Annotated in this window: 18 protein-coding genes, 1 tRNA gene and 1 pseudogene; 10 read left to right on the top strand and 10 right to left on the bottom strand. The window is 70.1% G+C overall.

What is annotated here, in order from left to right; genetic code table 11:
* Window positions 1-3: 3 nt before the first annotated feature.
* From ACFYOB_RS19970 to ACFYOB_RS19960, 3 genes are all read right to left on the bottom strand, one after another.
* On the bottom strand, window positions 4-363 hold the full coding sequence (locus ACFYOB_RS19970) for a hypothetical protein (RefSeq protein WP_266907177.1): 360 nt from the start codon (window positions 361-363) through the stop codon (window positions 4-6).
* 168 nt (window positions 364-531) lie between these two features.
* Window positions 532-804, bottom strand: coding sequence for a hypothetical protein (locus tag ACFYOB_RS19965; protein ID WP_388561154.1), 273 nt, complete (start codon window positions 802-804; stop codon window positions 532-534).
* A complete protein-coding gene (locus tag ACFYOB_RS19960; RefSeq protein ID WP_388561152.1) occupies window positions 801-1,016 on the bottom strand; it encodes a hypothetical protein in 216 nt (71 codons plus the stop codon). Before ACFYOB_RS19960 ends, ACFYOB_RS19965 begins: the two co-directional genes overlap by 4 nt.
* 237 nt (window positions 1,017-1,253) lie before the next feature.
* Between ACFYOB_RS19960 and ACFYOB_RS19955 the strand changes: the two genes are divergently transcribed.
* On the top strand, window positions 1,254-2,576 hold the full coding sequence (locus tag ACFYOB_RS19955) for a DNA-binding protein (protein ID WP_388561150.1): 1,323 nt from the start codon (window positions 1,254-1,256) through the stop codon (window positions 2,574-2,576).
* A 14-nt stretch (window positions 2,577-2,590) separates the two neighbouring features.
* On the opposite strand, the gene ACFYOB_RS19950 is transcribed toward ACFYOB_RS19955, so the two are convergent.
* On the bottom strand, window positions 2,591-3,601 hold the full coding sequence (locus ACFYOB_RS19950) for an NAD-dependent epimerase/dehydratase family protein (RefSeq protein WP_388561440.1): 1,011 nt from the start codon (window positions 3,599-3,601) through the stop codon (window positions 2,591-2,593).
* Between the two features lie 151 nt (window positions 3,602-3,752).
* Here ACFYOB_RS19950 and ACFYOB_RS19945 point away from each other — a divergent pair.
* Window positions 3,753-4,160: pseudogene (locus ACFYOB_RS19945) on the top strand (PE-PGRS family protein); the annotation flags it as partial.
* Here the strand turns inward: ACFYOB_RS19945 and ACFYOB_RS19940 are convergent.
* The gene (locus ACFYOB_RS19940; RefSeq protein WP_388561148.1) at window positions 4,090-5,724 is read right to left on the bottom strand and encodes a PE-PGRS family protein; all 1,635 of its coding nucleotides are present in this window, start codon (window positions 5,722-5,724) and stop codon (window positions 4,090-4,092) included. The pseudogene ACFYOB_RS19945 and the gene ACFYOB_RS19940 overlap by 71 nt on opposite strands.
* Before the next feature lie 232 nt (window positions 5,725-5,956).
* Between ACFYOB_RS19940 and ACFYOB_RS19935 the strand changes: the two genes are divergently transcribed.
* Complete coding sequence (locus tag ACFYOB_RS19935) at window positions 5,957-6,838, top strand: hypothetical protein (protein ID WP_388561146.1); 882 nt, start codon at window positions 5,957-5,959, stop codon at window positions 6,836-6,838.
* 124 nt (window positions 6,839-6,962) lie between these two features.
* On the opposite strand, the gene ACFYOB_RS19930 is transcribed toward ACFYOB_RS19935, so the two are convergent.
* Both ACFYOB_RS19930 and ACFYOB_RS19925 read right to left on the bottom strand, forming a co-directional pair.
* Window positions 6,963-7,036: transfer RNA gene (locus ACFYOB_RS19930), tRNA-Pro, on the bottom strand.
* A gap of 129 nt (window positions 7,037-7,165) precedes the next feature.
* Window positions 7,166-8,110, bottom strand: coding sequence for a metallophosphoesterase (locus ACFYOB_RS19925; RefSeq protein WP_388561144.1), 945 nt, complete (start codon window positions 8,108-8,110; stop codon window positions 7,166-7,168).
* Between the two features lie 68 nt (window positions 8,111-8,178).
* On the opposite strand from ACFYOB_RS19925, the gene ACFYOB_RS19920 reads away from it, so the two are divergent.
* On the top strand, window positions 8,179-8,640 hold the full coding sequence (locus tag ACFYOB_RS19920; RefSeq protein WP_388561143.1) for a GatB/YqeY domain-containing protein: 462 nt from the start codon (window positions 8,179-8,181) through the stop codon (window positions 8,638-8,640).
* 66 nt (window positions 8,641-8,706) lie between these two features.
* On the opposite strand, the gene ACFYOB_RS19915 is transcribed toward ACFYOB_RS19920, so the two are convergent.
* Complete coding sequence (locus ACFYOB_RS19915; protein ID WP_388561142.1) at window positions 8,707-10,989, bottom strand: transglycosylase domain-containing protein; 2,283 nt, start codon at window positions 10,987-10,989, stop codon at window positions 8,707-8,709.
* Window positions 10,990-11,386: 397 nt separating this feature from the next.
* Between ACFYOB_RS19915 and ACFYOB_RS19910 the strand changes: the two genes are divergently transcribed.
* Entirely contained in the window at window positions 11,387-11,737 is a 351-nt protein-coding gene (locus tag ACFYOB_RS19910; RefSeq protein ID WP_388561438.1) for a WhiB family transcriptional regulator, read from the top strand.
* Window positions 11,738-11,769: 32 nt separating this feature from the next.
* Here the strand turns inward: ACFYOB_RS19910 and ACFYOB_RS19905 are convergent, their stop codons facing one another.
* A complete protein-coding gene (locus ACFYOB_RS19905; protein WP_388561141.1) occupies window positions 11,770-13,005 on the bottom strand; it encodes an ArsA family ATPase in 1,236 nt (411 codons plus the stop codon).
* On the bottom strand, window positions 13,002-13,997 hold the full coding sequence (locus tag ACFYOB_RS19900; RefSeq protein ID WP_388561140.1) for an ArsA family ATPase: 996 nt from the start codon (window positions 13,995-13,997) through the stop codon (window positions 13,002-13,004). Before ACFYOB_RS19900 ends, ACFYOB_RS19905 begins: the two co-directional genes overlap by 4 nt.
* A 72-nt stretch (window positions 13,998-14,069) precedes the next feature.
* Here ACFYOB_RS19900 and ACFYOB_RS19895 point away from each other — a divergent pair, with 72 nt between their 5' ends.
* The 5 genes from ACFYOB_RS19895 (at window position 14,070) to ACFYOB_RS19875 (ending at window position 16,862) form a co-directional block, all read left to right on the top strand.
* Entirely contained in the window at window positions 14,070-14,231 is a 162-nt protein-coding gene (locus tag ACFYOB_RS19895; protein ID WP_007264966.1) for a DUF4177 domain-containing protein, read from the top strand.
* Window positions 14,228-14,701, top strand: coding sequence for a RidA family protein (locus ACFYOB_RS19890; RefSeq protein ID WP_388561139.1), 474 nt, complete (start codon window positions 14,228-14,230; stop codon window positions 14,699-14,701). Before ACFYOB_RS19895 ends, ACFYOB_RS19890 begins: the two co-directional genes overlap by 4 nt.
* Before the next feature lie 120 nt (window positions 14,702-14,821).
* Window positions 14,822-15,724 (top strand): NUDIX hydrolase, encoded by a 903-nt coding sequence (locus tag ACFYOB_RS19885; protein WP_388561138.1) that lies wholly within the window; start codon window positions 14,822-14,824, stop codon window positions 15,722-15,724.
* A complete protein-coding gene (locus ACFYOB_RS19880; RefSeq protein ID WP_388561137.1) occupies window positions 15,721-16,566 on the top strand; it encodes an MBL fold metallo-hydrolase in 846 nt (281 codons plus the stop codon). The genes ACFYOB_RS19885 and ACFYOB_RS19880 overlap by 4 nt, the downstream gene beginning before the upstream one ends.
* On the top strand, window positions 16,563-16,862 hold the full coding sequence (locus ACFYOB_RS19875; RefSeq protein ID WP_388561136.1) for a ribosomal protein L7/L12: 300 nt from the start codon (window positions 16,563-16,565) through the stop codon (window positions 16,860-16,862). Before ACFYOB_RS19880 ends, ACFYOB_RS19875 begins: the two co-directional genes overlap by 4 nt.
* The last annotated feature ends 33 nt before the right edge of the window (window positions 16,863-16,895 follow it).

Here is a 16,895-nt window from a genome sequence, read left to right as displayed (position 1 = left end):
GGGTCAGGCCGCCGTTTCCTCTTCGGCGATGCCCAGCTCGGCCATGACGGCGCGGACCTTGTCCTCGGCGTCGGCCTGGAGCCGGGCGGAGGCCGCGGGGGAACCGCCGTCGGAGAGGACGATCACACCGGGGAGCGTCGGGTTCGGCGCGATGACCGTGAGACCGGCCGGCTCGGTGCTGATGACCATGACCGCGCCCTCCAGGCTGACCCAGTCGGTGCGGTCCTTCAGGGCCTCCAGGATGCGGCCCTGCTTGTCGCGGAAGGAAGCACGCTCACCCATCCACACGCCCGCCTTGGACTTGGAGTCCACGACGTCCGCGTAGATGAGGTGGTTCTGCTTCTCTTTCCTGGGCTTCGGCATAGCTGATCTCCTTGGTGGAAGGGTGACTGCCCGGGACGGGCAGTTTGGATCCGCTCTGGTGCCGCCGGTGTGGTGCCGTACGGCACCAGACCGGTTTCGTGCACGGCGCCCTGGGCGCCGTTCCCGCCCGGTACCGACCGCTTGATCAGCACCGGGCGGGAAGTCTGTTCAGCCCTTTGTGCGGCTGGTCTGTGCCGAGTGGGCGATCGGCTGGAGGAGCTGGAGGGTGTCCGGATCGGCGGTCCATTCCCGACCCGAACGGTCCAGAGGGCGCATGTGCGCCACCTTCCTGACCGGTCTGCCGGTGAGTCTCGATGCGTAGATCAGGACGGCGCCCACGGTTCCGCGCCGTCCGCTGGCGGGGTGTTCGACGTCCTGGCCGAGGAACCGGTGCCCGGTGTCCTCCGTGACCCAGACGTTCGCCCCCGTGGTCTCGCTCATTGGGCTCCTCCGAGGCCGAGGAAGGCGTCGAACTGGGCGGAGCTCCAGGTGGAGGGGTCGCCGTTCCGGCTACGGAACGCCTCGGCGGCCCGGGGCAGGCCGTGGCGCTCCGACGGGGTGCCGGCTGACGTCTCCACGTACGGGGCTACGACGGCCTCGTAGTGCGTGCTGGTCGCGCCAGGGGTTCGTCGGGGAAGCCGGGGGCTGCTCACGGTCCACTCCCTTTCACCGGGGTCGTCGAAGTGACGTAAGAGTCCCCCTGGTATGGGTGTCACGGCCACGACGCGGTGGGTGTCATCTGGTGCTCGCCCGGGTGACCGAGGTGTCATGGAGGTAGCCCTGCGATGTCATCTGCTCGGATTTCATTGCGCAGCAGGGGTGTTGACGGGTAGGCACGAAGTGGAGCGGGGCGCGACGTGGCCCGTCTCCTGACCTTGAGGGAGCGACCGATGGACGATCCGGCGACGCTGCTGCGCGTCTTAGTCCAGCAGCGGCATTGGCGTTACAGGGACTTCGTCACGGCGTTCGAGCGCGCGGCCTCACAGGCCGGCGTACAGGGCCTGTCGGTGTCCGAGTCACAGTTCCGGCGGTGGACCTCGGGCCGGATCAAGACGATGCCGGGGCCGGACACGTGTCGGGTACTGGAGCGGCTCTTCGACGTGGAGGCCGCGGCACTGTTCGGGTCACCGCCCGCGCTATCGAACTCGACATCGGTGGCTTCCACTGCGTACGACCTCGAAAGTGAAATCGCGATGACCGCACGTGACGCCGCCGATGAGGCGGGGGCTGCCGCCGCGCAGTCCGTATCCGACACGACCATCGACCAGCTTCGTGACGACGCACTGTCCCTCGCCCGCTCGTACGGGGCCGTGAGCGCCTTCGACGTGTTCCGGCGGGCGAAGGTCCTGCGCTCGGAGGCGGAGCACCAACGTGGACTCACCAAGGTGCCTGTGCAGCAGCAGGACCTGCTGATCGTGGCGGGCCAGGCGTGCGCGCTGCTGTCGACCGCCGCGTTCGACCTCGGAGCCCTGGACGACTCGGCACGTCTCGCCCGGTCGGCTGCCCTGTATGGAGAGATGGCTCGCTTCGATCCGCTACGGGCCTATGCCACCGGGTCCTTAGCGGTCTGCGCGTACTTCACGGGCCGTCCCTCGGAGGCCGTACGGCACGCGCGGACCGCGCTGGCCTACGCCGGTCTGGGCGACACGGCCAGGCGGCGGCTGCTGTCCATCGAAGCCCGCGCCCACGGGCACCTCGGGGACCGGGAACGGGCCACCCGCGCGCTCGTCGCGTCCACGCGGCAGGACAGCGGCGAGCGGGACGCCCTGCACGACGAGGTCGGAGGTGAGTTTGCCTTCAGCGAGGAGCGGCTGCTGATGTCCAACGGCACCACCGCTCTGCTTGTCGGTGACGGAGCGGGGGCGGAAGTGACGGCGCGACGGGCGCTGGATCTGGTCGCGTCCCGGCCGCCGGCCCGGCAGTCGGTACCGGTACGGGGCAAGGCCGCGGCCGACCTCGCAGCGGCGCAGCTGCTCCGGGGCGACCTGGACGCGGCGGCTGCGACGCTGGAGACGGTGTGGGCGATTCCGGCGGAACAGCGTGTGGCGGGGCTGCTGGATCGCACCGGCGGTTTGCGGCGGGCTCTGACAGCCCCCGCGTTCAGGGAGACGCGGATAGCTGTCACGCTCGGCGAACAGATCGAGGAATTCGGGCGTCTCTCGGCACCGAGGCAGCTGGGTACGGGGAGCGGGCTCCTCGCCATCGAGCCCTGAACCTGCCCCTGTTCCTACGGGTGGCCGAGGGCGGCGAGGATCAGGGCTTCCTTGGCTGGGTCCACTCCGTGCTCGTCCCACCGTGGGTGTTCGACCGGTCGACCGTCTGCCTGCATCCACGCCCATGTGTCGGCAATGGTGTCGGCGAGCGGACGGCAGCGGAGCCCGGCCGCTACGGCACGGGAGGCGTCAACGGACCACACTCCAGAGTGGGTGCGCCACAGCGGGAGCTCTGTCCACTGCTTCACACCATGCGCGGTAAGTGCCGCCGCATCGGCCCACGCCGGGCTGCCAGTGTTACCGGTGACGGCCAGGCACGTGGCGATGAAGTCGGCCCAGCTGATGCCTTCGGGGTGGGCGATGTTGAACGCCTGGCCGGGGCCATCGGTGTCGGCGGCCTGATCGACGGCGAAGGTGGCGACGTCCCGCACGTCCACGGGCTGGATCATCTGGGCGGCGGGGGCGGGGACAACGATCGGGCCGCCGCGCTTGGCACGGGTGAGCCACCACGGGAGGCGGCCGACGTATTCGCCAGGCCCCAAGATCACCCCAGGCCGGAGGAACACCACGTCGTCCCCGAAGGCGGCGCGCACTGCGGCCTCTCCGCCTGCCTTCTGGAACCCGTACTTCGTCGGGCTCCCATCGGCGCCGGTGTACCCGAACGACTCATCGGCGTCCGGCGGGCACTCCAACAGCGGGGAGTCCTCGGTGAGCGGGTGGTGCGGCCACCCCTCATAGACGGAGACCGTGGAGACGTGCACCCACCGGGCTGCGGCCGGCCGCAGGAGGTCGGTGGCGAGGAGCACGTCACGGGGCGGGAACTCGCTGCTGGACGTGTCGACCACGGCATCCCACGGTCCTCGTGAGGCCAACCGCTTCAGATCATCGGCACTCGTCCGGTCACCCCGGACGGCGTCGGAACCCTCGACCGTACCGGAGCGGCCCCGGTTGAACGTCGTTACCTCCCAGCCGCGTCGAAGCGCGTCGTCAACGATCGCCCGGCCAAGGAACCAGGTGCCGCCCATCACCAAAATCCGCATGGGGGCGACCCTGCCACGAACCGCAACGCGACACCATCCCGCCTCTGATCTTGTGCGGCCGAGCCTGGCGGTAATTCGGATCGGCGAGGTCCCGGCCGTTGCTACCGTCGATTCGAAATCCCCATCCCACTCGCTGGATAACCGCAACGGCCTTTGCCTGGTCGGCTGGCCGGTCGCCGAGAGGATTGCGCGGCAGGTGGCTCAGCGTCTTGCCGAAGAGGTCCTGCCGGAGGTGGACCGGCGGCAGCAGGCCGTGGATGAGGAGCGCGCCCGGCCCTCCTGGCAGTCGTACCACCGCCGGGACGACCGCAAGCTGGACGCGGAGGCGGGTGCCCTGCGCACGGTCCAGGAGTGGTGCGGGGAGGAGAAGGCCGAGCGCTACGACGAGCTCGTCGCCCTACGCGCCGAGGTGCTGCGACTCGGCGAATTGGTCGAGCAGGCGGTGAAGGCGCTCCGGGACCGTGGGCACGGCGTCATCGCCTCCACCATTGAGCGCGGCCTTGGGGTCCATATCTCCAGCCTTGGTCCCGACGTACGTCGTTGAAGCCGTCACGCCACCGCTCGGGCTCCGGCTTGGGCGGTGTGGGCTCGGCCGGTGGCTTCACCTTTTCCGGGCGGTGCGGGTGCCAGCCGTCGAGGAACGGCTGCAGCTCGTCCCCCGTCGGCTCCGCGTGGAAGTTCCGGACGCCAAGCCCCTTCCCGTTCAAGGTGGGGTCCAGACGGTCGGCCTCCGTCCAGCCCCACGCCGACCACTCCCGGAGCCGCTCGGCCTCGATGGGGTCCTCCGTCTGGGCGGCGGCCTCATCCAGAGCGGTGCAGAAGGTCCGGATCTCTCCTTCGGCTCGCCACTGTTCCAGCGCCGTGCCGAAGTGCTCGGCCCGAGCGGCGTCCACCGCCTTGATCGAAGCCACGCCGACCGCAGCCTCCCACTCCCGTTGGGCGCGCTCTTGCCTCTCGGCTTCCAGTCGGCGGTTCTCGGCTTGCTGCCGTTCCCGCTCGTCCTGGAGCCGACGCTGTTCGGCCTCCCGCTCCAGCCGGGCCCGTTCCTGCTCGTCGGCCCGGGGCCTGAGCGCCCGGAGTACCGAACCGATCTGGTCCTCAAGCGGCTTCTTCTCGGTGTCGGCCCACTCCTTCTTCCAGCCGTACTGGTAGCCCTGTTGCTGGGCGAGGACCATCTCCAGTTCCCCGGACGGCTCGAACCGTTGCGCCGGGACGACTCGCTGCCAGTCGTACGTGCGGCGGCCCGTCGGCTTGGGCACGTACCGGACCTGTTTCTGTCGTTCCTTGAAGGTGATCTCGTACGTCCGGCCATGGATCGTGAGCAGTGGCCTCGGCTGCCTGCGCTTCTTGGACACCGCGATCTCCCCGTGGAGGGGGAGGGCCTGCTCGGCGATGAGGCGGAGCAGGTCCAGAACGCGGGGCAGGACCCCCTCGGAGATCTCGAAGGCGCTGTGATCCGCAGTCACGGCCGCGACGACATCGTCCACGTCGGTGATCACACGACTGCGCGCCAGCCGAATCCGGTTCCACTCCGTGTCGTCCTCGCCGGTCACCCGGAGCAGCCCCAGGAAGAAGTCCCCCTTGGTCCGCCCGCTGTACTTCAGGTGGTACCCGGCCGGCGCACACTGGCGAGCCGCGTCGAATGCCCTTCGGTAGCGGGCCCGCGCGGCCTCGTCCGGGTTCGGGACTCGGAGGAAGCGGCCGGCCTGCTGCACCTCGGTGATCAGAGCCGGTCCGATGTCGGCGGGAGAGGGCCTCGGGGTTCTAGCGATGCGCTGTGCCGGGGGCTTCTGTTCGACGGCGGCCTTCTGTTCAGGGCGGTCGGATTCCTGCTTCTTCGGTCCGGACGTGGTTGCCGGGCGAGACTTCCGTGGAGCCGGCTCGGGCCGGTCAGGGTGATGGCCGTGCTGGAGGTAGAAGCGCCCGACCTCGGTGATCTCCGCCCTCCATCGTCCGCCCTCTTTGGGCATGGCGATGTGCCCCCGCTCTTTCAGGGCTCGGGCGGTGAGGGCGAGTTCGGGGGTTCCCGACGAGACGGGTTCGACGCCCTCACTGATCCGAGTCAGGAGGGCGAGCTGGCGATCGTTGAGCGGTGACCAACGGTGCATGGTCTCGGTGGTACCGGCCGCGTCAGCCCCGCACAAGCGGAATCGTGATTCGGCTGGAAATCATCGCATTAGCTGACACGGCGTCGGGGAGAGATGAGCGAGTCATCACCGACAGTGAAGAGGGGGTTGCATGCGGCGGAGGGCCGAGACGGACAAGGCACTCAGTCAACTCGACGTCATACGGCGCACACTTGAGGATCCTGCTACGGGCCTGAGTGCGCTCTACGTGACGGTGGACCAGACACGCCAGAAGGTCCTCGAAGCAGTGGCGCAAGGCACGATGGGTCTGCGTGAGGAGAACCGCGAGCTCCGGCGGCGGCAGGAACGGATGCTCACCGACCTGGCGGAGGCGCGGAGCGGTCTGGAGGCCCTGAGTCGACGGCTGGAAGAGGGCGTTCAGGCGGTGCCGCTGCTGCCGCCCCAGGTGGCGAGCCCCTTGGTTGCCGGCGCCCCGGCCACCACGGAGTCCGTTGTGCAGCCGCCCGCTGGGCCGGACCCAGCCGAGCCCGAGGTACTCGGAGAGCCGGCCGAGCTGACCGAACGATCCGACGGGAAGGAACCCCGCGTGCTGGAAGAAGTCCGCAATGCCCACGGCCATGGGAACACGGCAGGAAAGCCGGAAACCGGGCCGCACCTGACGCCCGTCGCGGAGCCGGTCCAGGACCCCGCTCAGGCCGACCAGGATGACCAGCGCGCCCACCTGCAGTGCCTCCTGTCGGCTGCTGCGATCGCCTCCGCGACGCTGATCTGTCACCGGGAGACGTGGGACTTCATCGCAGAGCACACCAGCGGGCACACCCACTTCCGGCTCCCCGAGCGGATCGACGACGCGGATGGCGGCCGGGTCGAGGCATCCCTCTCGGGAAGGTCCCTGCTCGCCGTGCTCACCACGATGTGGAAGGTGACCCGGGAACACGAGGGCGGCGCAACGTCGCCTGGTGATGGCGGCCAGGACCTGGCCACGTGGGCGCTCGCCGCAGCCGTCTACCGCAGGACGGCTCTCGCGGTCGACCGCGTGACGCATCTGGCCGAGAAGGAGAACGGCCCCGCGTTGATCGTCCTCGACGACAGGAGTGCGCGCACGACTACCCCGGAAGGCGGCGCCGCTGCCTGACCGGCTCCCCGTGGGAGCCGGATCCGCGGAGGTCGGCTCCCCGATGGCTCCCGAGACAGGGGAAAACGCCAAACAGGGGCCTGATCCACTGAGTGGATCAGGCCCCTGACCTGGTCTTACGAAGTCGGGGTGGCGGGATTTGAACCCACGACCTCTTCGTCCCGAACGAAGCGCGCTGCCAAGCTGCGCTACACCCCGATCGTCGCCCTAGCGGCGCTTGCTGCCCTGGCGACATCGATTACTTTAGCGGACCCTTGGCCGGAGACGAAATCCGGTTTTCGCGCAGGGGGCGGCGGGGGCGCGGAAGACCGCCGTACCCGCCTTCCCTCACCCCTGCGACTTGGGGGTCAGCGTCAGGAGGGTCGCCTCCGGCGGACACGCGAAGCGGACCGGGGTGAACCGGTTGGTGCCGCAGCCGGCCGAGACGTGGAGGTACGCGCGGTGACCGCCCGCCTCGTGCGTGGAGAGGCCCTTCACCCGCTTCGTGTCCAGGTCGCAGTTGGTGACGAGCGCGCCGTAGAAGGGGATGCACAGCTGCCCGCCGTGCGTGTGGCCCGCCAGGATCAGCGGGTAGCCGTCCGCCGTGAAGGACTCCAGCGTCCGCAGGTACGGGGCGTGCACCACGGCCAGCGAGAAGTCCGCGTCCGTCTCCGGGCCGCCGGCCACCCGCTCGTAGCGGTCGCGCTTGATGTGCGGGTCGTCCAGCCCGGTGAAGGCGAGCTCCAGGCCTTCGAGCTTCAGCCGAGCCCGGGCGTTGGTGAGGTTCAGCCAGCCCGCGGCGTCGAAGGCGTCCCGCAGTTCCTCCCACGGGTTGTGCACGGCGCCGACGACCGGCTTGTTGCCGTTCAGCCCGTGCCGGCCCTGGACCTTCTCGATCAGGTAGCGCCCGGGGTTGCGCAGCCGCGGCCCGTAGTAGTCGTTCGACCCGAAGACGTAGACGCCGGGGAAGTCCATCAGGGGGCCCAGGGCGTCGAGCACCTCCGGGACACCCTCGGTGTCGGAGAGGTTGTCGCCGGTGTTCACGACGAAGTCGGGGCGCAGACCGGCCAGCGACTGCAGCCAGGCGCGCTTCTTGCGCTGCCCGCCGACCATGTGGATGTCCGAGACCTGGAGCACGCGCAGCGGGCGCATCCCCTGGGGCAGGACGGGCACCGTGATACGGCGCAGGCGGAAGGACCGCGCCTCGAAACCGGCGGCGTAGGCCACACCCGCGGCCCCCACCGCGGCGATTCCGGCAGCTGCCTTCAGGGGGACTCCGTAACGCGCACGCATGGGCCCATCGTCGCAGACCCGGAAAACCAACGGGCGCCACCGCCCCCGCACCTGGCAGACTCAGGTCCATGACCACGCTCAAGGCCAGGCTCCAGGAAGACCTCACGACCGCCATCAGGGAGCGGAACGAGCTGCACTCGTCCACCCTGCGACTGACCCTCTCCGCCATCACCAACCAGGAGGTCGCGGGCAAGGAAGCACGCGTGCTCTCCGACGAGGAAGTCCTCAAGGTGATCGCCAAGGAGGCGAAGAAGCGCCGCGAGGCCGCCGATGCCTTCGCCCAGGGCGGCCGTCCCGAGCAGGCCGCGCGGGAGACCGCGGAGGGCGAGTTCCTCGACACGTACCTGCCCAAGCAGCTCACCGACGACGAGCTCGTCGCGATCGTGGCGCAGGCCGTCGCGGAAGCCAGGGCCGCGGGAGCCGAGGGACCGCGGGCCATGGGCGCCGTCATGAAGATCGTGAACCCGAAGGTCGCCGGACTGGCCGAGGGCGGGCGCGTCGCCGCGGTCGTCAAGCAGCAGCTTTCCTGAGCCCGCACGGGAAGTGCGGAGGGGCCCCAGCCGGATCCGGCTGGGGCCCCTCTCGCGTGCGGGTGCCTACTGGGTGTCGGGTCCGCCGATCAGGCCCGGCGGGATCGTGATCCCCGGGAACGGGTTGGTCGGATCGCTACCGCCCGTGGGCCCGCCGGTCGTCTGGCCGCCGGGCCGGCCGCCGGGCTTGTTGTCGCCCGGCTTGCCGGGCTTGTGCGGGTTCGTCGGGGAAGTGGGCGGCTTGTTGGGGCGGGGACCGCCGGACGGAAGCAGCGGGTCCGGGATGCTGACCGTGGTGAAGGAGAGAACCTCGCGCCCGGCCAGTGCGCCCGTGACCGCGTCCTTCCAGATCGGGCCGGGCAGGCCGCCGCCGAAGACCTTCTCGTACGGCTTGCCGCCGATCACGATGTCCTCCATCGTGATTTTCTTCGCGCCGCCCGAGCCGACCCACACCGCGCTCGAGATGTTCGGGGTGTAGCCGACGAACCAGGCGTTGTACCGGGAGTCCGTCGTACCGGTCTTGCCGGCGCTGTCGCGGTCGGTCAGGCCGGCCCGCTCACCCGTACCGGAGTCGACCACTCCGCGCAGCAGGGTGTTGATGGTGTCGGCCGTGTCCTGCTCCATGGCCCGGTCGCACTTGGACTTCGGCACCGCCAGCGCCTTGCCGTGGGAGTCGGTGATCGACTCGATGGCGACCGGGGTGCAGTAGATGCCCCGGTTGGCGAAGGTCGCGTACGCGTTGGCCATGGTCAGCGGGGAGAGCTCGGCGGAGCCGAGCGCGATCGACGGGGCCTCCGGCAGCTTCGAGCCGTCCGCCGGGGTCACGCCGAGCTTCTGCGTCATCTCCGTCACCGGGCAGAGGCCGATCTCGCCGATCATCTCGACGAAGTACGTGTTGATGGACTTCTCCATCGCCGTCCTCAGCGCGTACGGGCCGATCTCGTCCTCGGTTTCGTTCTTGGCCGTCTGGATCTTGCCGTTGACGGGCAGGTTCAGCCACTGCGACCCGTCGCACTTCTGGATCGGCGTCGGGTAGTCGATCTTGTTCGGTGCTCCGTACACCTTCGTCGGCGGCAGGCCCCGCTCCAGGGCGGCCGCCGCGATGAACGGCTTGAAGGTCGAACCCACCTGGAAGCCGAAGTTCGAGCCGCCCATCCGCTTGTCCACGGAGAAGTTGATCTGCGTCTCGTTCTTCCCGAAGCCGTACGGCTTGGACTGGCCCATCGCCAGCACCCGTCCGGTGCCCGGCTGGACCATGGTCACAGCCGTCGCGATCGAGTCCTCCTGGTAGACGTGGTCCTTGATCGACTCGTTGGCCGCGTCCTGCGACTGCGGGTCCAGGGTCGTCCGTACCGTCAGGCCGCCCTGGTTCCAGATCTTCGCCCGCTCCTCGCGCGTCTTGCCGAAGACCGCGTCGGTCAGGAAGGTGTTGCGCACGTAGTCGCAGAAGAAGCCCGCGCCCTTGACCGCGGTGATGCAGCCGTTCTTGGGCCGGGTCACCTTCAGCGTGACCGGCTTCGCCTTCGCCGCGTCGACCTCCGCCTGGGAGACGTCCTTGATGTCGGCCATCCGCTGGAGGACGACGTTGCGGCGCTTGAGCGCCTCCTGCGCGTCGTTCACCGGGTCGTACCGGCTCGGCGACTGGACGACGCCCGCGAGCAGCGCGGACTCGTCCAGGGTCAGGTCCTTGGCCGGCTTGCTGAAGTAGCGCTGGGCGGCGGATTCGATTCCGTAGGCCTGCTGGCCGAAGTACGTGATGTTGAGGTAGTTCTCGAGGATCTTCTTCTTCCCGAGCTCCTCCTCGACCTGGATCGCGTACTTCAGCTCGCGGATCTTGCGGCCGAGGCTCTTCTCCTGGGCCTCGCGCACCTTGGTCTCGTCGTCGCCGGCCTCTTCGACGAACACGTTCTTCACGTACTGCTGCGTGAGCGTGGAGGCGCCCTGAGCGGCGCCGCCCTCCTGCGCGTTGCGGTTGACCGCGCGCAGGATGCCCTTCATGTCGACCGCGCCGTGCTCGTAGAAACGCGAGTCCTCGATGGCGACGATCGCCTTCTGCATGTACGGGGAGATCGCCGTGAGCGGGACCACCTGCCGGTCGCGCGAATAGACAGTGGCGATCAAGCCACCCTCCGCGTCCAGAATCGTGGTCCGCTGGCTCAGTGGCGGAGTCTTGAGATTGGCCGGGATCTCGTCGAATCCCTCGACCGTGCCCTTGGCCGCGAGTCCCAGGGCGCCTGCCGCCGGAATCGCCATACCGGCGAGCACAACTCCGGAGAGAACGGACACCCCGAGGAACTTGGCGGCCTGCTGGCTCCCCGTGAGCCCGCCGCCCGAGCGCTTCTTTCCCATGGAGGGCAGCCTACGTTCTCATTCGCCGGACACGCGCGAATGCCTTGGCCTAAGCTGTCCTCAACTGTCACAGCAGTGCGGTGCGACATCAACCCCTCGGCTTGATTTTCACCCTTCCCGAATGGGGTGGACTCATGTCCGAATATCGCCGTCCGTGCTGAGGGCACTCATCCGGCGACTCGGTGATTTCACCCGAATCGCCGGAATGGTCGGGCATGTCGTCCGATCACTCCGTCGGGTGATCTGCCGCTTACCCATAGTCCGTTCGGACCATTCAAGATTGGGCCCGTCGGGGGTGTTGCACTGTGCCCGCCTTCCGTAACGTCCTCAACTGGCAGCGGTGAATATGCCGCTGCCGCCGTGGGGGAGCCTCGATTCGGGAGAGGACGGCGCCGGGATGGGCTGGGTTACCGACTGGAGTGCGCAGGCAGCCTGCCGCACTACCGATCCGGATGAACTGTTCGTTCAAGGAGCGGCACAGAACAGGGCCAAGGCGGTGTGCACCGGATGTCCGGTGCGGACCGAGTGCCTGGCCGACGCGCTCGACAATCGTGTCGAGTTCGGCGTGTGGGGCGGAATGACCGAGCGGGAACGGCGTGCGCTGTTGCGCCGGCGTCCCACCGTCACCTCGTGGCGACGGCTGCTCGAAACCGCCCGCACGGAGTACGAGCGCAGTACGGGCATCCTGACCATGGATGTCGACGAGGAGATCGACGTTCCGTACGAGACGTACGCGGCGGCCGGGTAGATCACCCGGACTCGCACGTACGGTACGAACGCCTACGCTCCGGCCGGAACCCCGGCCGCGAGTCGCTCTCCGATGGCCCGCAGCCCGGCGAGGTCGTGCACATCGCCGGGCAGGGCGGCCACTTCGGCCACCGCCACCTCGGGGTGCAGTGAGGTGAAGCGATCGCGTGTGCGCTGCTCACGCGCGATCACCTGCATCCGTTCGGCATGCAGGCGCAGCAGTCCTGCCGTGATCTCGTCCACGTCGGGGGAGCCGTCGTCGGCGGCGTCACGAAGTCCAGCTTTCCCGGACTCCTGATCGACAATGCCGCCTTCTTCAAGATTCTCCGCGGCGGCCAGCGCCCGTGCGGCGGACAGCTGGTCGGCGCCGCTGCCGTGCACCCGGTTCAGTACCAGACCGGCCAGCGGCATGTTCTCCGCGGCCAGCCGCTCCACGAAGTACGCCGCCTCGCGCAGGGCGTCCGGTTCGGGCGCGGCGACCACCAGGAAGGCCGTACCGGGAGCCTGGAGGAGCCGGAAGGTGGCGTCCGCGCGGGTGCGGAAGCCACCGAACATGGTGTCCATCGCGGCCACGAAGGTCTGTACGTCCTTCAGCAGCGAGGCCCCCATCAACTTGCTGAGCGTGCCCGTCATCATCGACATGCCGACATTGAGGAACTTCATCCCGGCCCGGCCGCCCACCTTCGCCGGTGCCATCAGCACGCGGATGAACTTCCCGTCCAGGAAGGACCCGAGCCGCTTCGGCGCGTCCAGGAAGTCCAGCGCGGACCGGCTCGGCGGAGTGTCCACGATGATCAGGTCCCAGTCGTCCCGGGCCCGCAACTGCCCCAGCTTCTCCATCGCCATGTATTCCTGCGTGCCCGCGAAACCGGCCGACAGGGACTGGTAGAAGGGGTTGGCGAGGATGGCCTGGGCCCGTTCGCCGTCCGCGTGCGCCTCGACGATCTCGTCGAAGGTCCGCTTCATGTCCAGCATCATGGCGTGCAGTTCGCCGTCGTCCGCCCCTACGGTCGCCACCCTGCGCGGGGTGTTGTCCAGCGAGTCGATCCCCATCGACTGCGCGAGCCGCCGCGCCGGGTCGATGGTGAGCACGACCGCCCTGCGCCCGCGCTCGGCCGCCCGTACGCCGAGGGCCGCGGCCGTGGTGGTCTTGCCGACCCCCCCCGCCCCGCAGCACACGATGATCCGGGTCTTCGGGTCGTCCAGCAGCCGGTCGACCGCCAGCCGCGGCGGAGTGTCCAGACCCACGGTGTCCACCCCCTCGCTCATTCGGCCACCGACTGCTTCCGCAGTTCCTTGGCCAGGTCGTACAACCCGGCCAGATCCATCCCCGCGCCGAGCAGCGGGAGTTCGTACGTCGGCACGCCCAGCTCGGCCAGTACGGCACGCTGCGCGCGCTCCAGCTCCACCCGGCCCGCGTGCTCGGCGGCCTGCGCGAGCAGCGGGTCCACCAGCCGCTCGGCTGCCGCGCCGCGGCGCGCGCCGCCCAGGCCCGCCCGGGACAGCGCCCTGGCCACCTCGGCACGGTGCTCGCCGGCCGCGGCGCGCAGGGTGTCCTCGTCCAGGTGGTGCGGGCGCACCATGTTGACGACGACGCGGCCCACCGGAAGCCCGGCTTCCCGGAGTTCGGCGATGCCGTCCGCGGTCTCCTGGACGGGCATCTCCTCCAGGAGGGTGACCAGGTGCACGGCCGTCTCGGGGGACTTGAGCACCTTCATGACGGCCTGCGCCTGGTTGTGGATCGGCCCGAACCGGGCCAGGCCCGCCACCTCGTCGTTGACGTTCAGGAACCGGGTGATCCGCCCGGTCGGCGGCGCGTCCATGATCACGTGGTCGTAGACGAACCGGCCGGCCTTGTCCTTGCGCCGCACCGCCTCGCAGGCCTTGCCGGTCAGCAGCACGTCGCGCAGCCCCGGGGCGATGGTCGTGGCGAAGTCGATGGCGCCGAGCTTCTTGAGCGCACGGCCGGCCGATCCGAGCTTGTAGAACATCTGGAGGTAGTCCAGCAGCGCCCGTTCGGCGTCGATGGCGAGCGCGAAGACCTCGCCTCCGGCCTCGCCGCCCCCGCCGGGCGCGACGGCGATCTTCCGCTCCTCGTACGGGAGCGCCTCGGAGCCGAAGAGCTGCGCGAGCCCCTGCCTGCCCTCGACCTCCACCAGAAGAGTCCGTTTGCCCTCGCGTGCGAGGGCAAGCGCGAGTGCCGCGGCGACCGTGGTCTTGCCGGTGCCGCCCTTGCCGCTGACCACCTGGAGCCTGCTCACAGCGTCCGAGCCTAACGACTCGGATCCCGGGGCGCGCATGAGCCCCGTAGGACAGGCACTACCCTCGCTCCCATGACCAAGAAGTTCGAATACGCGACGGTCCCGCTGCTGGTCCACGCCACCAAGCAGATCCTGGACACCTGGGGCGAGGACGGCTGGGAGCTCGTCCAGGTCGTGCCCGGGCCGAACAACCCCGAGCAGCTCGTGGCCTACCTCAAGCGGGAGAAGGCATGAGCGGCGTTGTCGACGCGAAGCTGGCCGAGCTCGGCCTGACCCTGCCCGAGGTCGTCCCGCCGCTCGCCACCTACCAGCCGGCCGTGCGGTCGGGCGTGTACGTGTACACCGCCGGCCAGCTCCCGATGGTCAAGGGCAGCATGCCGGTCACCGGCAAGGTCGGCGCCGAGGTCTCCCCGGAGCAGGCCAAGGAGCTGGCCGCCACCTGCGCGCTGAACGCCCTGGCCGCGGTCAAGTCGGTCGTCGGCGACCTCGACAAGATCGCGCGTGTCGTGAAGGTCGTCGGCTTCGTCGCCTCGGCCCCCGACTTCACGGGCCAGCCGGGTGTGCTGAACGGTGCGAGTGAGCTCCTGGGCGCCGTCCTCGGCGACAAGGGCGTCCACGCCCGCAGCGCGGTCGGCGTGGCGGTCCTCCCGCTGGACGCCCCGGTCGAGGTCGAGATCCAGGTCGAGCTGGTCGCCGGAGCCTGAGCCCTCGGGGCAAAGACTCGGCGGGGGCCGGATTGCCCGTAGCGCAATCCAGCCCCCGCCCACGGCCGAGTCGGGCCGGGTGCCCTCGAACATCGGCCCGGATGGCCGTAGCATCCGGCCATGCCGAATGGTCAGCAGCAGCCCCAGGCCCAGCCCTCCGCCGGAGGCCAGTGGTACCCGCCGGAGTGGCCCGCCCGTATCCGCGCGCTCGCGGAGGGCTCGCTCACCCCGGTGGACCCGCGCCGCGCCGCCACCGTGATGCTGCTCCGCGACACCCCCGCGGGGCCCGCCGTGCACATGCTGCGCAGGCGCGCCTCCATGGCCTTCGCCGGAGGCGCGTACGCCTACCCCGGCGGCGGGGTCGACCCCCGCGACGAGGAACACCAGGTGGGCTGGGCCGGCCCGAGCCGGGACGACTGGGCCCGCCGCCTCGGCACGGACACCCGAACCGCCCAGGCCATCGTCTGCGGCGCCGTCCGGGAGACCTTCGAGGAGGCGGGCGTCCTGCTCGCCGGGCAGACCCCGGACACCGTCGTCGGCGACACCACCGGCGACGACTGGGAGGCCGACCGCCAGGCCCTCGTGGCGCGGGAGCTGTCCTTCGCGGAGTTCCTGGACCGCCGCGGCCTGCGGCTGCGCTCCGACCTGCTGGGGGCGTGGGCGCGCTGGATCACCCCGGAGTTCGAGCCGCGCCGCTACGACACGTGGTTCTTCGTCGCCGCCCTCCCCGAGGGCCAGCGCACCCGCAACGCCTCCACCGAGGCCGACCGGACCGTCTGGATCCGGCCCGCCGACGCGGCCGCCGGGTACGACAAGGGCGAGCTGCTGATGATGCCGCCCACCATCTCCACCCTGCGTTCCCTGGAGCCGTACGGGAGCGCCGCCGACGCGCTCGCCGCGGCCGACGCGCAGGACCTGACCCCCGTACTGGCCCGGGCCACGCTGGAGGACGGCGAGCTGGTGCTCAGCTGGCCGGGCCACGACGAGTTCACGAAGCGAGTGCGTCCCGGAGGCTCCGCATGACCGACGCCGCCGCTCTGCCCGGCCAGCCCCGCGGGGTCGTCACCTCCGGCCCCGCCACCGCCCGCGCGGTCAACGTCCTGGCCCCCAACGCTTCCGCGATGACCCTGGACGGCACCAACACCTGGCTGCTGTCCGAGCCCGGTTCCGACCTGGCCGTCGTCGTCGACCCCGGCCCGCTGGACGAGGCGCACCTGCGCGCGGTCGTCGACACCGCCGAGCGGGCCGGCAAGCGGATCGCGCTGACCCTGCTGACCCACGGCCACCCCGACCACGCCGAGGGGGCCGGCCGGTTCGCCGAGCTCACCGGCACCAAGGTCCGCGCCCTGGACCCGGCCCTGCGCCTGGGCGACGAGGGCCTGGCCGCCGGGGACGTGATCCGCACCGGCGGTCTGGAGCTGCGCGTGGTCCCGACCCCGGGCCACACCAGCGACTCGCTCTGCTTCCACCTGCCCGCCGACCAGGCCGTCCTGACGGGCGACACGATCCTCGGCCGCGGCACCACCGTCGTCGCGCACCCCGACGGCCGCCTGGGCGACTACCTGGACTCGCTGCGCCGCCTGCGCTCGCTCACGGTCGACGACGGCGTGCACACCGTCCTGCCGGGCCACGGGCCGGTCCTGGAGGACGCCCAGGGCGTCGTCGAGTACTACCTGGCCCACCGCGCGCACCGCCTCGCCCAGGTCGAGACCGCCGTCGAGGACGGCTTCGTCACCCCGGAGCAGGTCGTCGCCCACGTCTACGCGGATGTGGACCGCTCCCTGTGGCCGGCCGCGGAGTGGTCCGTCCGGGCGCAGCTGGAGTACCTTCAAGATCACGGACTGATCCCTGGAGGGCCCGAATGAACACCGTGTTCTTGCTGGTCATGCTGGTTGCCACGGCTGGTTGGATCACCTCCACGGTGACACTCCGCGTGCAGAGCCTGCAGCTCAAGGTGGACCGCACGGAGCGCCGCCTGGCCCTGGTGCTGGACCACTTCGGCATCGAGGAGCCGGAGCCGGCCGGGATGGACGAGGTGCGGGCCCACCTCATGGCCGACCGCAAGATCTCGGCCATCAAGACCTACCGCCGGATCACCGGCGCGGGCCTGGCGGAGGCCAAGACGGCCGTCGAAGCCCTCGTGGTCGACGAGAAGCGCTGAGGCTGCCCTAGCCCCTAGCCCCTAGCCCCTAGC

The organism is Streptomyces sp. NPDC006463, from assembly GCF_042870715.1.
In the GTDB taxonomy this organism is placed as follows: Bacteria; Actinomycetota; Actinomycetes; order Streptomycetales; family Streptomycetaceae; genus Streptomyces.
The sequence above is the reverse complement of the archived record's forward strand: the minus strand, read 5'-3'. Positions and strand labels throughout refer to the sequence as shown.